The following is an 18,599-nucleotide window of genomic DNA, read 5'->3' on the forward strand; positions in this document are numbered from 1 at the left end:
GTCTGCTTTCACTTCAGCTCTTCAGCGTGGATCCACAGCACAGCATCCTGGCTGAGTTCCTTGCCGTCGTGCTCGGTTACCGGGCCGGACCCCAGAGCGGCAAAACCCCAGTAGCCTGCTTTCGGGATGCCGAAGGAAAACACGCCGTTCTGGTCCGCGATAGCAACGATCGCTCCGCCCGGCATCTCACCCACGGTGGGATCGGTGGCCGAAAACGCTTTGAGGTCAGGCTCGGCCGCCATGAACTCGATCTCGATTTCAGCACCGGGGACTGGCGCGCCGTCTGCCAGAACCTGACCGGAAAAGGTGGATCCGACGATCACGTTGTAAGGCTTGTTCAACGGCAGAATCTCGGTGGCCAGACCAACCGGCTTATCCCAGTCGGTCGGCAAAGTGTTTCGGTTCAGCACGACTTTTGAGATCTGTTGAATATAGATATCTTCGCTTTCCTCGTAGTAGGGCGAAGGCACGGTCACCACGACATAGTCGCCGGAGCGTTTCACCGGAACGGACGCCTTGTAGGCCGAAGCTTCGTTCTCAGCGCCCTTGAAAGTGGCGGGTTCAAGGCGATCCGAAAGGTCGGTCTTTTCGCCTTTGTGGATCATGAAGAATTCTTCCGGCGCGCCCATGTCCATTGCGTATCCGTTTGACATGGGATGCCAGAAAACCAAGCCCATCGGCACGTCACCGGGCTTCTCGATCAGCGCTCTTTCGGTGTAATTCAGCTGGAAATGCGCCGACGCGGCGGCAGGCAGGGAAACGGCCAGTGCTGCGGCCAGATAGTTCAGTTTCATTTCGTCCTCATTCGACGACGCAGGCGCACCTGCAATCAGGAATGAACAACGGGGAGTATTGGCACGGAGTCGCCGGAACGGCCGTCGCGCCAGACGCTCACCCCGGCGTCCGGTGGAAAAGGGCAGAAACTCCGCAAGCGGGGCCTCGGTCCTTGTGTCCGGCAGGTCTCCTGACTCGCGGGTCCTGGTTCGGCTGGCCTTCCCGGGGATGATCCCAGTGGCGTCTTCAGCGTCACTCACCGCTCACAGTTGCGGGGGCAGTCACGGATTTGGTCCCTTTTGGGTACGCCGCACCGTGTTCCCTATTTCTTCCGCTGCGCATTGAAACACTTGCGGAACCGGTCACACTGGTTGAATGGCAAAACCGAATTTCCGAGTCAAGCTTCTTGCCTTCTGCTCAGTCTCGGGATTGGCACTGCAGATGACTGTTTCCGGACTTCAACGGCCAGCTGGCAAGCCTGAGTGATGCGCGCAAACGGTGGCCGGTTTCCAACGGTATTCCTTTCGTGTGACCCGATTTCACGGGTTAAGACCGCTACCGGAATGACGATTGCCCGAGCCCGGCAGAGATAGTTCAAAGCACCGTACGTTCTGCCGGTATTGGGTTTTCCTTGCCCCTTGTTCGATCAGGATTTGGGGCTCTTCTGACCTGCAGAAGGCTTCCCGTTCAGAACCTCGCCTCGCAACCCGGCCTTAAAACCCTCGCGGCCACGTTCCCCAGAGTGATACCAGTGCGCTTCAAGCGGCAACAACTGCGCTCCCACCCTGTTTTGCCCTCTTTGCGACACGAGGTCTTCCGAAGGTAAAATCAGGGAACGCTTGGCCACTGGCGGAACAGGAGACGCGAACGGGAATGTTGGAGACACGAAAAAGGAAAGGTTCTGTCGCAAATGGTAAAAATTTATGTCGCGCGACAAGGGAGGAAGTGGCGGACCGAGGAGGATTCGAACCCCCGACCCCTTGATTCGTAGTCAAGTACTCTATCCAGCTGAGCTATCGGTCCACTGCGGCGGGGTTTACTCATAGCATCGCAGAGTCGCAACCCTAAAAGACGGCTGTTTCTGTTTTTCTTCACCAGCAGCTTCCGTACAAACCTCGGCGGACGGCTGAACCACAAGGGCGTGCCCCCGTTCGGCCGCTTTGACATCCGGCCGCTCTTCGCCCCAAGACCGGCCGGAATTGTGGTATAAGTCTGAAGCCATGTCTTCCCCGCCAGGCTTGGCGCCGGGGAAGGCGCGTACCGCAAACCGAAAGGGGGCGGCGGATGCCGGACCGGAACTCAGCAGGTTTTCAGCTCAGGCCGCTTGAAACAGCGGATCTCGCCACAGCCGCAGGCTGGCTTCAGAACATTGCTGACATGGCTTGTTTTGATCGCTCGAACCGCGTGCCGCTCAGCGCACAGGGGCTGGAGCAGTCATGGGAGCTATTGTCCGATACAAAGGCAAACGCCGATAAGTGCTGGTTCGCACTTACCACGGAGTCCAGTGAGCTGTGCGGTATCACCGGGCTGGATAGCATCTCAGCGGTGAACCGTGATGCCGTCATTGCCATGTTCATCGAAGAATCCAGGCGCAGGCAGGGTGTTGGGATACGGGCCCTGGCGCTGCTTCTGGACTTTGCCTTCCGGCAGATCGGGCTAAATCGCGTTACATCATACTACCGTGCCGACAATACCCGCAGCAAGCACCTGACCGCGCGTGCCGGCTTTGCGACCGAAGGCAGAATGCGGGCCGCATGGTTTGCAGAAGGCCGTTTCTTTGACATGGTCACTGTCGGCCTCTTGCGCGAGGAATGGGACGCCAGCCGCAAAGCGCTGGCGCAGGAGCTTGGCGCGGGCCCGCGCGTAAGTTTCCGCGGCGCAGAAGCCGCTGGCTGGGCCTGGCCGCCCGGCCCGGACAACCCGCTAGAAGGATGAGCGCGAATACCAGCGGCCCCAGCCCGCACTCACAGGAGGAGGACAGCTTGTGAGCGGCCAAAAAAAGACAACAAGAGTCCGCCGCCAGCTTGGTGCGGTGCTGTTTGCCGATGTCGTCGGCTATGCCCGGCTTATGGGCAATGACGAAATCGATACCTACAGTGCCCTGAAATCCCTCTTGGAACAGCTGGAAGCGGCTTGCCAGGCACATGAGGGGCAAGTGGTGGCGGTCCGCGGCGATGGGGTTCTGGCGCTGTTTGAGACAGCCACGCATGCTGTGGAGTTTGGCGTCGAGCTGCACCGTATTGCCGAGAAAAACAACCGTGCACGGCCGGACGATCAGCACCTCCGGTTTCGCGCCGGTGTGCATATGGGCGAAATTCTGGTCGATGACCGAGGTATCCATGGCGACAACGTCAACATTGCCGCCCGGCTGCAGGAGATCGCCGAACCGGGCCGGGTTTTTGTCAGTGCGTCCGTCTACGAGCAGATCCGCAACCGGCTGCGCTTTGGCTTCGAGTTCCTCGGCCCGCAGCAGCTCAAGAACATCACCGAGCCTGTCGCGGCCTATTGTGTCCGCAGCGAAGTCGCAGGCGCAACGATGGCGGCAACCCGGCGGCCGGAAACACGGCCCGCGCACCGGCCGCCGCCTGGGATCCCTTCGGTCGCCGTGCTGCCATTTGCCAGCCTGGGCGGCGAGCCGTCCGACAGCTGGTTTGCCGACGGGCTGACCGAGGACATCATCCTCAACCTGTCAAAGTTCAAAAACCTTTTTGTCATTGCCCGCAACTCCGCCTTCTTTTTCAAAGCCAGCACCATGCCGCCTCAGGATGCCGCGCGGGAACTGGGGGTGCGCTACGTCGCGCGCGGCAGCGTCCGGAGAGCCGCCGCGCGGGTCCGGATTGCCATTGAGCTGATCGACGCGGAGACCGGCCGCACCATCTGGGGGGAGCGGTACGACCGAAATATTGATGACATCTTTGCCATCCAGGACGAGGTAACTGACGCTATCGTGGCTTCTACGGCCGTTCTGATTGAGGCGCAGGAACGCAAGCGTATGGCGCAGACGGCACCCGCCGACCTTGCCGCATACGGGTATGTCCTGCGCGGGCAGCAGTATATCTTCCGCTACACAAGGCAGGACAACCACGAAGCGCAGACCCTTTATGAGCGCGCCCTCGCCCGCGACCAGGACTATGCCCGGGCCTCTGCCGCGATCTCCCGGACCATGAATATCGACTGGCGCTACTCCTGGGCCAAGGATGCCGAGCACGCGCTGGATACGGCGTTGTCTTATGCGCAACGGGCCGTGGAGCTGGATCCGACCGACGCCCGCGGCTTTGGCGAGCTTGGTTTTGTGCATTTATACCGGAAGGAGCACGATGCCGCGCTCGGCGCCTACCGCCGTGCTCTGGCGCTGAACCCCAACGATGCGGACCTCCTGTCGGACTATGCTGATGCGCTGGCCCATTCCGGCGATAACGAAGCCGCAATCGGAAACCTGCAGCAGGCCATGCGGCTAAACCCCTATTTTCCGGACCAGTACCTTTGGCACCTGGGCGGGGCCTATTACAATCTCAAGGAATATGATGCGGTGATCGGCACGCTGACGAAGATGAACAACCCGACAGAGGGCCAGCGTATGCTTGCCGCCAGCTATGCGCAGCTGGGCCAGATGGAACAGGCCCGCAGCATGGCAGACCGGCACCGCGAAGCGCATCCCAACTTTTCGCTGGAACGCTGGGCCAAGGTGCAGCCTGACCGGCTGGAAGAAGACACCCAGCACTTTGTCGAAGGGTTGAAGAAGGCAGGGTTCTGACCCCGTTGACCCGACCGGCGGTCAAGTTCGCGCCCGCGGCGCGGAGACCCTACGCTCTTTAGCGTGCAAACATTTACCGAACACGGAATCAGTCGCCGGAACCGCGGGCCTTGGCACCGCTTACCTTGGCACCACTGACCTTCGCACCGCTGACTTTAGCTCCGCTCACCTTTGCACCGCTGACCTTGGCGCCGCTCACCTTGGCACCGCTTATGTCAGGACCACCGCCGCCAAAGTAGACATCCAGCAGAACCTGTTCCAGCATACCGGTCATAACATCCATCCGGATTGTGTAATCGGCCTTATCATAGTCCCACACCCGGATATCGTTTGCGATCTGGTATTCAGCTGAGGCAACGCCGGTCTTGGAAGGATCAAGTGGCGCACGGGCAGCCTGATCCCCGGGTTTGTTACTGTCTGTCGCACTTTCGCCGTCGCCATGCACCAGGAAGATCACTGGTTCTGGCAGCTCAAAATACGTGCCCTCGTAAGAGAATCCGTAAATACGCGCGAGATTGGCATCTTCACTCAGTTGATCAGCCAGCAAGTTATTACGGCCGCGGCCCTTTTTCTGCCGTTTTCCGGCCCGGGAAAACTCCTGCTCTCCGGCACTGAAATTGCCGACTTGTCTCCACAACCCTTGACGCGGGCCGTGGGCAATTTCGACAATAGCGCCTACAGGGAATTGCTGCTGACCTTCCCATGGGTTGTTCTCTCCCGCTCCAACTTTGTAGAGGCCGTTTTGCCCCTTGTTGGTCTGAGCCATCACCAGAACCTTGTCACCCGGCACGAGTGTTTCACCGTTGACTGCCGTACCTCTCAAGTTCTGCTCATTTTTGACCGTGCCAACAATGGCCCCCGCAAATTTGGGAACAATCTTGATGTCGTCGATCAAACGTCCAAATAACAGCACTTCGGAAAAACTCAGTAAAGACTCGGCCACCGTACACACTCCCGTGGCTATGGAACAACACCAGAAGACCTATTCGCGTTTCCACGGGCGCAATCAGCGCTAACCCCATTTTTCGGAAAAGTCCCCCTGCGGATGAAAGTAGCACAAAAACGATAGAAATTACAGACAATAGGAAATCATTCGTCCGGCACCCGTGTCCGCACCGAATGCGCGTGGCTGTCCTCATCCCCTTCTGAGACACGCGGCCCGGCCTCGAACAGCCCGACACCGCGCATCCTGAAGTTGCCTTCAATGATCGTTTGAAATGCGCCGCCGGTTGTTGCACGGTCAACTGCAAGCAGCGCCTCCCCCACCGCCGCATAGGTGAGGGTTTCCGCATCCAGCATGCTCCAGGCCGCCGCCAGGTAGGCGCCCAGAAAGTCACGCGACTCCAGCAGCGCGATACGAAATCCTTCAGGATCAGCCGCATAGCTCTCGTCAAACAGCGCCTGCATGACATCGCTGTAATAGGGCGACTCCTCCAGATGGTCGGACAGATCCTCCATTTCAGGCGTGATCAGCCGATGCACCAGTAGACGCTCATGAAAGATATCGACCAGGATATCAAACATTGCACCGGTCAGCGGCTCCGAAAGCGCATGCTCGCTGCTCCAGCCGCGCGCGAATTCCTGCAATGTTCTGGTATTTGCTGCCATCCGGATTTGCTCATTTCCGGCAAGCTCCGCAAAGCGGTTCAACTGATTGAAGGTGTATAGATTGCCCCGGGTGTTCTCCAGCAGCTCCTCGACCACCGAACCAAAATGAAGCGAGGCGATCAGCGCCACCATGTCCGCCGCAGATTCGTGGAACCCGTAATACTCTCCCGGCACGTCCTCAGATACCGGCATCCCAACAACGCTATAGATGATGGCATGGCCGACCTCATGCGCGACGACGTCAAAATTCAAGCTGTAGGCGCGGTACTCGCCTCCATGCTCGCTAGTGCCGCCGGTTTCCAGAAAGCCCCAGCCGATATGGGCGTTGTCCAGACTCGGCAGCAGGGACAATTCCAGCCGGTCATAGTCGCGCGCGAAATGCCAGGGGATCGGATGCCCAAAGTATTCCTCCCACACATCCAGGGTGAAATGGGCGGAGGCAAACAGGTGCGCTGCCTCGAAACCGGGGTCCGATGGCGAGATATGGATAAAGTGCCCGTCTTCATCCGGTTCCGGCGGCGGATGCACCTCGCCATGCCAAGGCGGCAGATACATGCCGGGCCCGTAAGGCCCCGGGACGATAGCACCAAAAGGAATGGTCTTGCCTGCCGGGTTGACCACGTACATCCGCGGACCCGACGGTCCCGGCCCAAGCGAGCCAGGAGGCGCGGATATTTCGACCAGCTCCAGCTGCGGTTCGGACATCCGGAAAGGCGACTGCGGAAACAGCAGAAAACGCGTTCCCGGCGCTTCCTCCACAAATTCCAAAGGGTCGTGCATGCGGTCCTCCCATCCTGCGGAGGCCTTGTCCTTTGCCCTGCCTACTTCCGGCCTTCTGCCGCTGGCCGTGTTTTGCACTTCTGATGATACATGAATTCGCGCCGGATCAGCTCAAAGAATTCATCCCGGCTGCGGCAGCCAATTGATTCCACGTATTCGCCGAGCTTGTCCGGAACGTCCCCCTGCAACAGCGTCTCAAAATACCAAGCCGTCAGCTGCAAACGCTCTGCATCGCTCAAGGGGCCGGGCAGCGGCTCCTGCGTCTCCAGATACTGCTCCTTTGACCGCGCCCGCATTTTCAATCCTGCGTAGACGCTTGCCCACCGCAATTCTGCCAAGAGATGCGAGGCCAGCTTACCGTTCAGGCTGTCCGCCACGCTCCCGGCAAGGGCTGCTTCCCCCAGCCAATCTTCATAAGCCGACGCGGTCAGTCCATTGTCGTCCAGCCACTTGCGCAGGCTTTTGCTGCTGTATAAGCCCAGCGCCTCGCGATGCGCTGCCATCTGCGCAGTCAGTGTTTCCCGCTTTACCGTGCGGCCGTTCTGTCTGGCGTCCTGCAGGGCCAATTGGCGGAGCAGGGCGCGGGCGCGGAAGTCCTCATAGCGGTCGGGTTCCAGCCGCAGTTCATCCAAAACCTGCCAGTCTTCCGCCTGCAAACGCTGCGCTTCCGCTTCGACACGCCGGGTCAGGGTTTGCCAGGCAAGCGTGCGCTCAACCTTTTGAGGCGGCGCTTGGCCGGGATCGCCCCCTTCTTCCAAGTACGCCGCCATGCGCACCAGCATCTCGCGCGCATCGTCCCGCTTGGCATCCACCCGCCCGGACTTTAGCCAGACCTTGAACCCATCGCACCAGGCCTCTCCCTCGAAATCCGCCAGAATCTGATCCCAGACCCGGTGCTGGTAAAACCGTGCCTTTGCGGCACCCAGCAAGGCCGCCGCCTGATCCGCGCCCAGCACCCCTTCGTTCCCGGCCCGCGCAACCGTGGCCCGGATGGAGACCATCGGCTCACTCAGCGGGGCAAAACCCAGCTCCGCAGGGCTGTGCAGCACCGCGACCTCATCATCGTCAATTATCGCGCCAACGGCGTAGGCCTCATAAATCCGGCCGACACCCACCATGCCGAAAGCGGACAGCTCAGCCGCTCTCAGCGCCCCCATGCTGGCACTGCCGAAGACAGCGATCCCCTGCTCCATCGCCCAAAGAATTTCTTTGTGCCAGACAGAGGGCACACCTTGGAAATAACCGTCTATCAGGCCAATGGCCTTGGCCCCTTGCCGGGCAGCCCTGTAAATGTCGCCTTGGCCGGCCGGAGGCAGGACCGTTGCCTCGAGATATGCCCCCACCTCTTCTGCCCCTATGGTCGGGCCGGCAAAAACCACTGCCGTCATAGCCCGGCCTCCGAGGCTGCGAGCGCCCTCGGTCCCGGTACAAAATCAGGATCGTCATGCGGTGCCTCCAGCCCCGGGATCACAGCACGTACCACCGCGACACCCAAGCCTGGACGAGACAGATCAACTGTCAGAGCCTGCCGAATACCGGCTCCGGCCAACCTGCCCAGAAGCCAGGACAAGTCTTCCTGAAAGGATGGTGACGAAAAGTCCGGGCACTCCTCAAAACGGGCAGTTGGCACTGTCTGGTCCAGCAGCCGGCGGACATATTGCGTGCGTTCGGCGGACGCCTGCGGCATAAATTCCTCCGGCTCCAGGTCATCGCGGGCACCGGAGATATAGGTCAGCCGCGTCTGCGCCGCCTCCGTCAGCGCCCGCAGCAGGGCAATGCCCCGGTCCGGGTGGCAGCCGCTGCCTATCCCGATGTGCCCGGGCCGGGCGCTGTCCTCGCAGATCATGCAGTGAAACGCTGGAACGCCAATGTCAGAAGTGATGTCCCAGATGCCTGCCTGCAAACCTGCTTTCTCAAACCGCTCAAGCGCTTCGCGGCAGCGCGGGTCCCCGATTGCGGCATGGTTGATCCGAGGGCCGGGCGGCGCGTGATGCCATAAAGTGATCGCATCCCGCTCGATCAATTCGCAGACGGCGTGGCACGTGGCCTCCGCTACGCTGTTACCTGAGGCAAGCCCGTTAGTCGTGCGCGGAAAGGCCCCCTGCCCGCCGCAAGGCCGCGCGGTGTAGTCGGTGTCCACCATTTCAAAGGGCAGCCAATGCGGCTGCCCTGAGACTAGGTCTGTGCCCTCCACCCACAACATCGGGCCATAGGGATCAAAACTGCCGCCCGTCACCCGCGGCAGGCGCTCCGCATCAGCGACCAGGGCCTCCTGCTGCAGGTCAGCGTAACTCGCCACCCGCAGCGGCCGCGTGATCCGCTCGGCGTGCCAGGTTTCAACCGCCTCCATCACACCAGAGGCCTGCGCCGCCTCCAGCGTCAGACCCTTGCCCAGCGCCACCGCGACAGAGCGGGAGTTAGGCCTGGCCACCATAACCGTTGGCAGGCCAACCCGGTCCAGGCCAGTCAGATTTGCGATACGAGTGATGCCCATCCCGGCCAGGTGCGGCTTGACGGCTTCCAGCGTCTGCGCCGGATCGCACAGCCGGTGAGTGTCCAGCACATATCCTTTCTGCTGCGCCTTCGGCATGGGGCAGGCCTCTTTTTTCATGACCGCCACGGATGATCTGCCGGCGGCAACCCGGCAGCCGGCACGCTTTGCCCAAGGATGCGGGATCACGCGCTGCTGGTCAACAAAACCGCACTTCCAGCCGCTTGGCGCCTCACAGCGAAGTCACTGCGGCGGCCGAAAATCAAAAACCGGCACAAAGCTTGCAGGGGCCAAGGACTGCTCCAGCAGATCAGCCCCGATCGTCCTCTGATCGAAAACCATGATCTCAGGCCCTGCATGTTTCACACGCAGCGTTCCCTCAATCGCCCGCACCGCCATTTCGACCGCCAGCCGCCCTTGCAGCACGGGAAAATCCGTCGGTGCCGCTATGATACGCTCGCGCAGCACACCCCGGTAAACAGCGTGGGTCATGTAATCCGAAACCACCTGCACCCTGCCTTGCAACCCCCGTGCACGCAGGACCGAGACAGCGGCCTGGGCTGCCGGTGCAGAACCGGCGATGTAATCGATGCCCTCGGCCTCATCCAGCGCCTCCTCAACCAGCCGCACCTGAATTTCCCGGCCTGTATCTCCGTATTTCGTCACCGCAACCACTGCCGAACTATCCTGCAGCGCCGTGCGAAACCCCTGTTCCACAAATTTCACCCAGCCCGCGTTTTCGGGCCCCGGAAACCAAGCGACTTTCACAGGCGCCCCGCCCTTGGGGTGCCGCGCGGCGATGACCCGCCCTGCCACGGCCCCCATTTCCGTCCAGGACACCCCCACCTTGGCGGTGATCCCCGTATCGGCAATGTCATTCACCGCAGCAATCACCGGCACCGCCTCTGATATCCGCTCGACCGTGCTGGTGAGCCCGCCGTAGGACACCGTGCCAAGGATCAGCGCGTCCGCCCCTGCGGCCACGCAGTCTTCCACCTGACGGATCTGCCGCTGCATATTGGGATAGCCGCCGGCCTCGACCAGCTGGAAGGAGACTCCCAGCCGGGCCGCCTCAGCCACCATGCCGTAATTGACGCTGAGCCAGTAAGCATCCTTAAGATGCGGATAGGCGACGCACAACCGCCACGCCCGAGAGGCCGTTTCCAATGGCTGGTAATCGGCCGCGGCATATCCGCTTTCGTAGTCAAATGGGATTCGGGGGACTTGCAGGCGCCAGGTTTCCGCCGCGGCGGGCGTGCAAAACACCGCAAGTAAAAACGACCAGACTGCGCGCATGAATTCCCCTTCCTGCCGCCGAAGATAGGCAGAGCTAGGAAAAAGGGAAATTCAAAATTGCGCCGCACTCAAATGCGCGCGACAGTTCAGGAATGTTAGGAAAGCTCGGTCTCGGCGGTAAATTGAGCCTCGCATTCATAGTCATTGCGGGTCTTCCGGCCCTTGCCGGCATCCTTGGCCTGATCGAGCTTAGAACACTTGCACGCCGCCAGGCAGAGGTGATCAGCCAGACAATTCCCGCCATAGCAGAGGTGCGCGGCATGGCCGAAGAGAGCACCCGCATCATCGCGATTGCCCCCGAACTGGCCGCCGTAACTTCTCAATCCGAACGGAAGAACCGTGCCCGCTTTCTCGCGGACCAGGTAGACGCCCTGACCCGCCGGCTTGACGCGCTGGAGCAGGCTGGGGGAGTGGGGTCGGCGCGGCTGCGGGCGACTGTGACGGATGCGGCCCGCGTGCTCGCCCTTCTCGACGGCCTGGTTGAGGACCGTATTTCGTTGCGCAAGGAATTCAAACAGCTCGCCGAACGCAACCTGACGGCTGCAAGCAGTCTTCTGAGCATGGCGGATACTCTGGTGGCCAATGCCGAGATGGGTACCACCGCGGTGATCTCGAGCCTTTACGGCCCCGGTGCATCTCCAATAGAGGAACAAGCCCGCACGGACACTCTTGACAAGCTGATTGAGGTTGACCTGTTCCAACTGGGCCTGATGTTCGAGCTGAGGTCGCAGACAGCGGAAATCGGGCTGCTGATCAACCGGATTGAAGACGCTGGCAACGAAATCGAGCTGGGGGAAATCGAAGCTTCGCTTATCAGCCGCCTGCGGATCGTCTCGCGCCGGGTCAAAGCCATTCGCGACCCTGGGCGGCGCCAGCAGGCCGAAAGCTACGCTGCGCAGTTGCAGAGTGTCCCGGACCCTGATGCAGGTCTCTTTGTGCTGCGTGACCGGATCCTCGCCACCGAAAACCGCATAACCGCCCTCAAGCAGGAACTGCAGAACACCGCGCTGCGTCTTGGCGACGAAGCCGCCTCCGTGGCAGATCAGGCGCAGGCCCGGGCAATCCGGTCCGGCCATGACGCCGCATTGGACGTGCAGCAGGCGCAACTGCGCAACGGCTTCGCTGCGGCTGCCGGCTTTGTGCTGTCGCTGGCGGTTCTGTGGTTCTATGTGCGCGGCAGCATCACCCGCCGCCTCAACCGGCTCTCCGGCACTATGGCAGCACTGATGCGCGGTCAGCTGGACCATCCGGTGCGGCCTAGGGGCAAGGATGAGATCGCCCGCATGGAGGGGGCCGTCGAAGTCTTCCGCCAGCAAGCCATCGAAAAGCTGGAACTGGAACGGATGCGGGACCGCAACGAACAAGAGCTTAGGGAGCACCGCAACAACCTGCAGAACCTGGTGAATGAGCAAACTGAACGGCTGCAGGAGGAGGTCGAAGCCCACGACGAGGCGCGGCAGAAGGCTGAAGCTGCTGATCAGGCGAAATCCGAATTCCTTGCCATGATGAGCCACGAAATCCGCACCCCGATGAATGGCGTGCTGGGGATGCTGCGCAGCCTGTCGGACGATGGCCTGCCGCCCCGGCAGATGGAGCGGCTGCGGGCAGCGCTGACTTCCGGCCAGAACCTGCTGAAGATCCTGAACGACATCCTGGACTATTCAAAAATTGAAAGCGGTGCTCTAAAGCCCGAGATTACAACCTTTTCGCTGCGCGAACTGGTGACTGACATCGTGGTTTTGTTGCGGCCCGGTGCCGATGCCAAGGGCGTCCACCTGTGGCTTGACGCACCGGAGGGAGGGGCCGACGTTGTACAGGGCGACGCCGCCAAGCTGCGGCAGATTCTGTTTAACCTCCTGTCCAACGCACTGAAATTCACCGATGAAGGCGAGGTGATCCTGCGCGTCAGGTCCAATGGGGAGACCGACGGACGGCACCGGGTGACGTTTGAAGTCAGCGACACCGGCCGGGGTATCTCAGACGAGGCCAAGCGCAGGGTTTTCGAGGCCTTCGAGCAGGAAGACACCGACACCGCCCGCAAATTCGGCGGCACCGGATTGGGGCTGGCGATCAGCAGGCATTTTGCCGACGCCATAGGTGCCCGGTTGTCGCTGGAAAGCACCAAAGGCGTAGGCTCGGTGTTCACGCTTTCCCTTGAGATGGAGCCCGGCAATCCGGCTGACCTCTCACCAGAGGAGCCGCGATCCCCGGTGGCGCGGGCGGAAACCGCTTTGTCCGTGCTGGTCGTGGAAGACAATGAGATCAACCAGATGGTCGCCCAAGGCTATTTGGAGCGCATGGGCCACCGGTGCCATTGCGTTGGCAGTGCGGAGGAGGCGCTGGAACTGCTGCCGGGCTCCCGGTTCGACCTCGTGCTGATGGATGTGAACTTGCCTGGGATCAGCGGTACTGAGGCCACCCGCCGCTTGCGTTCGCTGCCGGATCCGCGGCTTGCCAAGCTGCCGGTCGTCGGGATCTCAGCGCATGTTCAAGAGGAACAGATCGAAACCCACCTGCAGGCTGGCATGAACGGATTTGTCGCCAAACCAGTCTCGCCAGAACGCCTGGCCAGGGCGATGGAAAGCGTTATGCAGGGCCGCGATGGCGCGATTTATCTGTCTGCGCGGCACACGGACCCGGACCAAATGGACCGCCACGCCAGCCTGCGGCGGAAGATGCAGGAAAACATGCAGGACCTAGGCGCGGCGCAGGCCCTGGACATCGCGCGGATGTTCGAGCGCGAGCTGCCGCACAGCCTGACCCGCATGAGCGACGCGCTGAAAGCCAAGGACTTTGCGGCCCTGGCAAGAGACGCGCACCGCGCCAAGGGGGCTGCCGGTACATTCGGCCAGCAGGAACTGGCGGCGCTGCTGTCTGAACTCGAGAAACAGGCTTCCAATGGAAATCTGTCCGGAGCAAGGGTTCAGCTGGACGCGCTGAACCGCCTGGCGCCGCGGCTCTTGAACGCGCTGGCAACGATACTGCGCGATTGCGAAGACGTCAGCTCAAAGGCGCCGTGAAGACATAACCCTCGCCGTGAACGGTGGTGATGACCCGCGGGTTGCCCGGATCCTCCTCCAGCTTGCCGCGCAGACGCCGGATCAGCACATCCACGGTACGGGGGTTGCCGCCGTACTGCCGGTGGGTGACCCGGCTCATCAGCGCATCGCGCGAGGCTACCTCTCCCGCACGGCTGACCAGCATATCCAGCACTTCGAACTCGGCCCGGGTCAGCGGGATGCTGTTACCGTCAACGGTCTGCAAATGCCGGGCCGCCACGTCGAACTGGAACTTGCCGAATTTGTAGATCCGCCGGGACAGGCGGCGGATGTCCTCAGTCCGCCGCAGCAGGTTCTTGATCCGCGCCAGCAGCTCACGCCGGTTGAAAGGCTTACAGACATAATCATCCGCACCAAGCTCCAGCCCGACAATTCGGTCGATCTCATCATCCCGGCCGGTTACCAGAATGATCCCGATCTCTGACTTTGCACGCTGCTCACGCGTGATCTGCAACCCATCCTTTCCCGGCAGGTTGATGTCGACCAGCAGCAGATCAACCTCCTGCTCCTCCAGAATTTTCTCCGAGTCTTCTGCAGTTTCGGCCTGCGAAACTTCATACCCTTGCGCATCTAGATAACTGGCGAGAGTGGCCCGGGTGACCGGCTCGTCCTCGATGATCAGAATATGCGCCATGAACGCGGTGCCCCCCCTGCGAAACTTTCCTATCGGTTAACAAATTTTAACAAAACAAGCCAGTCTGTTCATTCCATCGGGCTGACCTGTTCACATCCGCTGCCTAGCCTCCCCTCCCGAAAGCCAGGCTTTCACACCGCAAAAAGGCTCAGGCCATCAGGACCCGGGCTGCGACAACAGGGAGACACACATGAACTACCGGCAATACCTTTTGGCCACTGCAGCGGCCATGACCATGGCAGCCCCGATGGCACTGGCGGAAGACTCCTCAGACCCGATCATTATTCCCGTCCACAACTGGTCAAGCCAGATCGTGATGAGCCACGTTGTCGGCCAGATTTTCGAATCAATGGGCAACAATGTCGAATATGTCTCGACCGACAGCCAGGCGGTCTATGAGTCCGTGCGCCTGGGCGATGTGACGCTGGAGCTGGAGGTTTGGGAAGGCGCTTTTGGCAAGTCCTTCAACGAGGCGCTGGCCAAGGGCGGCCTGCATGACGCAGGCGACCACAACGCCGTCACCCGCGAGGATTGGTGGTATCCGGCCTGGACCAAGGAAGCCTGCCCCGGCCTGCCGGACTGGCAAGCACTGAACAAATGCGCTGCCGTTTTTGCCACGCCTGAGACCGGCGACAAGGGCCGCTTCCTGGGCGGTCCCGTCGACTGGCTCAAGCATGATGCAGAGCGGGTAGAAGCTCTGGACATGAATTTTACCGTGGTGAATGCGGGCTCAGCTTCCGCACTCTGGGCCGAAGTGGCCGCGGCGGAGAAGACCAAAAGGCCGGTGGTGATCTTCAACTGGACCCCGAACTTTGCCGAGGCCGTCTGGCCGGGTGAGTTTGTTGAGTTCCCCCAATGGGTCGAAGGCTGTGACAAGGACCCCGCTGTCGGCCCGAACCCCGACGCCACCTATGACTGCGGCAACCCGGCGAACGGCTACCTGAAGAAAGCGGCCTGGGACGGCATGAAGGACAAGTGGCCGGCGGCATACGAAACCCTGACCCAGATCAGCTTCACTAACCCGCAGATCGCCGAGATGGCCAAGCTGGTCGACATTGACGAGATGGAACCCGAGGACGCAGCCGCCGAATGGCTGGAGGCCAACGAGGATCTCTGGAAACCCTGGACCGGTTCCTGATTTCCGCACCTTCCGCCAACCAGCCGGGGCGGTTCGCTGCCCCGGTGTCTTTGCTAAAGAAAGTTAAGCCATGACCGCCGCCACCCCCGTCATTTCCTGCAAGAACGTCTGGAAGCTGTTTGGCGCCAATCCGGAACAGTATTTGAAATCGCTGACCGGCAACCCGGACTTTGATGAAATCCGCCAGGCCGGCTACATCGCGGCGGTCCGGGACGTGTCGCTGGACATTGCCAAGGGTGAGATGCTGGTGATCATGGGGCTGTCAGGCTCCGGCAAATCGACCTTTGTCCGCTGCCTGTCCCGCCTCATTGATATCACCGGCGGCGAGGTCCGGGTCGAAGGCCAGAACATCGGCGAAATGTCCGAGAAAGAGCTGATTGATCTGCGCCGTAACAAGATGGGCATGGTGTTCCAAAGCTTCGGCCTGCTGCCCCACCGCACCGTGCTGGACAATGTTGCCTTCCCGCTGGAAATGCGCGGCCAGGACCGCCACGAGCGCCGCGCCCGCGCGCTGGAAGTCATTGAGCTGGTCGGCCTCTCGGGCCGCGAGGATTATTTCCCGCGGGAACTGTCCGGTGGCCAGCAGCAGCGCGTCGGTATCGCGCGAAGCCTGGCGATCGAACCCGATATCTGGTTTCTGGACGAACCCTTTTCCGCCCTGGACCCGCTGATCCGCCGCGAAATGCAGGACGAATTCCTCCGCCTGCAGGAAATGCTGGGCAAGACCATCGTCTTCATCACCCACGACTTTGACGAAGCCCTTCGCCTCGCCGACCGCATCGCAATCATGAAGGACGGCGTGGTCGAGCAATGCGACACTCCCGACCAGATTGTGCTGAACCCGGCCACTGAATATGTCGCCAAATTCACTGAAGAAATCGAGAAGGCCCGCGTTGTCCACGCCGGCGTGCTGGCCCGCGAGGTGAACGGCCACAGCCTGACCGGAACGGCGATCGGAGAAAAACAAACCATCTCCGAACTGGCCCGCCTGCTGATCAATGACAACCGCGACTTTCTGCCTGTTGCCAACAGCGCCGGCAGCCTGGTCGGCGCCATGAGCCGCCAGGAGGCGCTCGACGTGCTGCTGGGAGAGGCATCATGACGGACCAGGCGATGATACTTTCCGATAGAAACCACGGTTGGACACGGGCGAAGACCGGCTGGGCGATCTTCGCCGCGGCTTGCCTGCTGGCCGCTGGCAACTCTGTGCTGCCCGCCGGGCTTGTGCGGCCGCCAGAATGGCTGGTGCTGCCCTTTGCCGACTGGATCAATGCGCTTTTCGCATTTCTTCGCGACGATCTAGGCCTCCTCTACCTGACACGTGCCTTTGCCGATGGTGTCGAATGGCTGCTCGATGTGACCGCCAATCTGCTCTATGGCAAAAACCGCTGGCCGCGCATCGGCCCCATTCCGTGGACTGTGATCGCCAGCATAGGCTTTGTCATCGGCTATGCCCTGCAAGGCTGGCGGCTGTCGCTTCTGACCGGCGGCACCTTTGTCTGGATCGCTGTTATGGGGCAGTGGAAATGGGCGATGGAGACCCTCTCGGTTATCGTCGTCGCCGCCCCCTTCTCTATCCTCTTCGGCCTCGTCATGGGCATCTTCGCCTGGCGTTCCAAAACCTTTGAACGGATCCTGAATCCGATTCTGAACATTGCGCAAAGCCTGCCGCATTTCGCCTATATGATCCCGGTCGTGGTCTTCATCGGCGTCGGCCCCAAGGCAGGCGCGATTGTCACCATCATCTTCTCAGTGCCGCCGATGATCCGTATGACCCTGCTGGGCCTGCGCAAGGTCCCGCATGAAGTGATCGAAAGCGGCCATATGTGCGGCTCCACCCGCTGGCAGCTGCTGCGCCACGTGCGCATCCCAACAGCCCGGACCGAGATCCTGGTGGGTGTGAACCAGGTGATCATGCAATGCCTTGCCATGGTGGTTCTGGCCAGCTTCATCGGCATGCCGGGCCTCGGCCAAAAACTGCTGCAGTTGCTGCAAGCGCTGAAGATCGGCCGCTCAGTCGAGATCGGCATCACCATCGTTCTGCTGGCCGTCATGCTCGACCGCTGCACCAAGGCCTGGGCCACCAAACAGCCCGAACATTTCGAGAAGGGAACCTCCTTTGCCGTCCGCAACAAGTTCCTTCTGTTGGGCTTCGGCCTGTCACTGGCCTGCCTCGTGCTGGCACAGTTCATCCCGCTGATGGACCAGATCGGTCGCCGCGACGCCTTCACCATCTCCAAACCGATTGACGCAGTTGCAGACTGGTTCATCGTGCTGATCGACCCGGTCACCCAATGGCTGCGCTGGTTCCTGATCACCTGGGTGCTGATCCCTATCCGCGATGCCTTTCTGTGGATGCCCTATGCCGCGGTGCTCGCACTGCTGGCCGCGGCCGGCTGGGCCATCGGCGGTTTGCGCTCGGCCCTGGTGTGCCTCGCCTTCTTTGGCCTCATCGCCATGTCCGGCTGGTGGGACCGCGCAATGATCACGGTCTATACCGTCGTGGTTGCCGTCTCGATTGCCGCCGTGATCGGCTTCCCGCTGGGCATCTGGGGATCGTTCCACGAAAAGCGCGCCGCCCTTGCCCTGCTGATTTGCGACACGCTGCAGACCTTCCCCAGCTTCATCTACCTTATCCCGGTGGTCATGCTGTTCGGCGTGAACGACGTGGCGGTAATCGGCGCGGTTGTCCTTTTCGCCGCAGTGCCGCTGGTGCGATACACCATCGAAGGGCTGCGCCAGGTGCCGGAAACCCTGATCGAGGCCGCCGACATGTCCGGCGCCACACGGTTGCAGACCTTGTGGAAGGTCCGCCTGCCAATGGCCCTGCCCACCATTATGGTCGGCGTGAACCAATCGGTCATGTTCTCTCTGTTCATGGTAATCATCGCCGCCTTCATCGGCACCCAGGACCTGGGCCAGGAGATGCAGCGCGCCCTGTCCTCCACCGATGTGGGAAAGGGGCTGGTTCTGGGTCTCGCCGTCGCCTTCATGGGGCTGATGGTGGACCACCTTGTCACCACTTGGGCCAAGTCCAGGAAAGACGCGCTGGGACTGGAGTAAGA

At 61.2% G+C, this 18,599-nt stretch carries 13 protein-coding genes, 1 tRNA gene and 1 riboswitch; of the genes, 6 read left to right on the forward strand and 8 right to left on the reverse strand.

Features of this window, described 5'->3' with window-relative positions:
* Window positions 1–8: 8 nt before the first annotated feature.
* Together AC5STI_RS12060 and AC5STI_RS12065 are read right to left on the reverse strand one after the other, a co-directional pair.
* Window positions 9–794, reverse strand: coding sequence for a DUF4198 domain-containing protein (locus AC5STI_RS12060; protein ID WP_495446816.1), 786 nt, complete (start codon window positions 792–794; stop codon window positions 9–11).
* Between the two features lie 143 nt (window positions 795–937).
* A riboswitch (cobalamin riboswitch) is annotated at window positions 938–1,152 on the reverse strand.
* 568 nt (window positions 1,153–1,720) lie between these two features.
* Window positions 1,721–1,797, reverse strand: a tRNA-Arg gene (locus AC5STI_RS12065).
* Between the two features lie 261 nt (window positions 1,798–2,058).
* Between AC5STI_RS12065 and AC5STI_RS12070 the strand changes: the two genes are divergently transcribed.
* Both AC5STI_RS12070 and AC5STI_RS12075 read left to right on the forward strand, forming a co-directional pair.
* Window positions 2,059–2,709, forward strand: coding sequence for a GNAT family N-acetyltransferase (locus AC5STI_RS12070; RefSeq protein WP_495446817.1), 651 nt, complete (start codon window positions 2,059–2,061; stop codon window positions 2,707–2,709).
* A gap of 49 nt (window positions 2,710–2,758) precedes the next feature.
* Window positions 2,759–4,528, forward strand: coding sequence for an adenylate/guanylate cyclase domain-containing protein (locus AC5STI_RS12075; RefSeq protein ID WP_495446818.1), 1,770 nt, complete (start codon window positions 2,759–2,761; stop codon window positions 4,526–4,528).
* Window positions 4,529–4,616: 88 nt separating this feature from the next.
* On the opposite strand, the gene AC5STI_RS12080 is transcribed toward AC5STI_RS12075, so the two are convergent.
* The 5 genes from AC5STI_RS12080 to torT form a co-directional block, all read right to left on the reverse strand.
* Window positions 4,617–5,423, reverse strand: coding sequence for a hypothetical protein (locus AC5STI_RS12080; RefSeq protein WP_495446819.1), 807 nt, complete (start codon window positions 5,421–5,423; stop codon window positions 4,617–4,619).
* Window positions 5,424–5,617: 194 nt separating this feature from the next.
* Window positions 5,618–6,916: a gluzincin family metallopeptidase gene (locus tag AC5STI_RS12085; protein WP_495446820.1), complete on the reverse strand. Its 1,299-nt coding sequence runs from the start codon at window positions 6,914–6,916 to the stop codon at window positions 5,618–5,620.
* Between the two features lie 41 nt (window positions 6,917–6,957).
* Window positions 6,958–8,304 (reverse strand): TfuA-like protein, encoded by a 1,347-nt coding sequence (locus tag AC5STI_RS12090; protein WP_495446821.1) that lies wholly within the window; start codon window positions 8,302–8,304, stop codon window positions 6,958–6,960.
* Complete coding sequence (locus AC5STI_RS12095) at window positions 8,301–9,506, reverse strand: YcaO-like family protein (RefSeq protein ID WP_495446822.1); 1,206 nt, start codon at window positions 9,504–9,506, stop codon at window positions 8,301–8,303. Before AC5STI_RS12095 ends, AC5STI_RS12090 begins: the two co-directional genes overlap by 4 nt.
* Before the next feature lie 144 nt (window positions 9,507–9,650).
* Complete coding sequence (gene torT / locus AC5STI_RS12100; protein ID WP_495446823.1) at window positions 9,651–10,703, reverse strand: TMAO reductase system periplasmic protein TorT; 1,053 nt, start codon at window positions 10,701–10,703, stop codon at window positions 9,651–9,653.
* Between the two features lie 122 nt (window positions 10,704–10,825).
* Between torT and torS the strand changes: the two genes are divergently transcribed.
* On the forward strand, window positions 10,826–13,723 hold the full coding sequence (gene torS / locus AC5STI_RS12105; RefSeq protein WP_495446825.1) for a TMAO reductase system sensor histidine kinase/response regulator TorS: 2,898 nt from the start codon (window positions 10,826–10,828) through the stop codon (window positions 13,721–13,723).
* On the opposite strand, the gene AC5STI_RS12110 is transcribed toward torS, so the two are convergent.
* Window positions 13,704–14,396 carry a response regulator gene (locus AC5STI_RS12110; protein ID WP_495446826.1) on the reverse strand — a complete coding sequence of 231 codons (693 nt, stop codon included), beginning with the start codon at window positions 14,394–14,396 and terminating at the stop codon, window positions 13,704–13,706. The genes torS and AC5STI_RS12110 overlap by 20 nt on opposite strands.
* 190 nt (window positions 14,397–14,586) lie before the next feature.
* Here AC5STI_RS12110 and AC5STI_RS12115 point away from each other — a divergent pair, with 190 nt between their 5' ends.
* From AC5STI_RS12115 to AC5STI_RS12125, 3 genes are all read left to right on the forward strand, one after another.
* The gene (locus tag AC5STI_RS12115) at window positions 14,587–15,534 is read left to right on the forward strand and encodes an ABC transporter substrate-binding protein (RefSeq protein WP_495446827.1); all 948 of its coding nucleotides are present in this window, start codon (window positions 14,587–14,589) and stop codon (window positions 15,532–15,534) included.
* Between the two features lie 70 nt (window positions 15,535–15,604).
* On the forward strand, window positions 15,605–16,636 hold the full coding sequence (locus AC5STI_RS12120; protein ID WP_490399949.1) for a quaternary amine ABC transporter ATP-binding protein: 1,032 nt from the start codon (window positions 15,605–15,607) through the stop codon (window positions 16,634–16,636).
* Window positions 16,633–18,597, forward strand: a complete 1,965-nt coding sequence (locus tag AC5STI_RS12125; RefSeq protein WP_495446828.1) for an ABC transporter permease — start codon at window positions 16,633–16,635, stop codon at window positions 18,595–18,597. Before AC5STI_RS12120 ends, AC5STI_RS12125 begins: the two co-directional genes overlap by 4 nt.
* Window positions 18,598–18,599 lie beyond the last annotated feature (2 nt).

Source organism: Leisingera sp. CC-HEC096 (genome assembly GCF_059429235.1).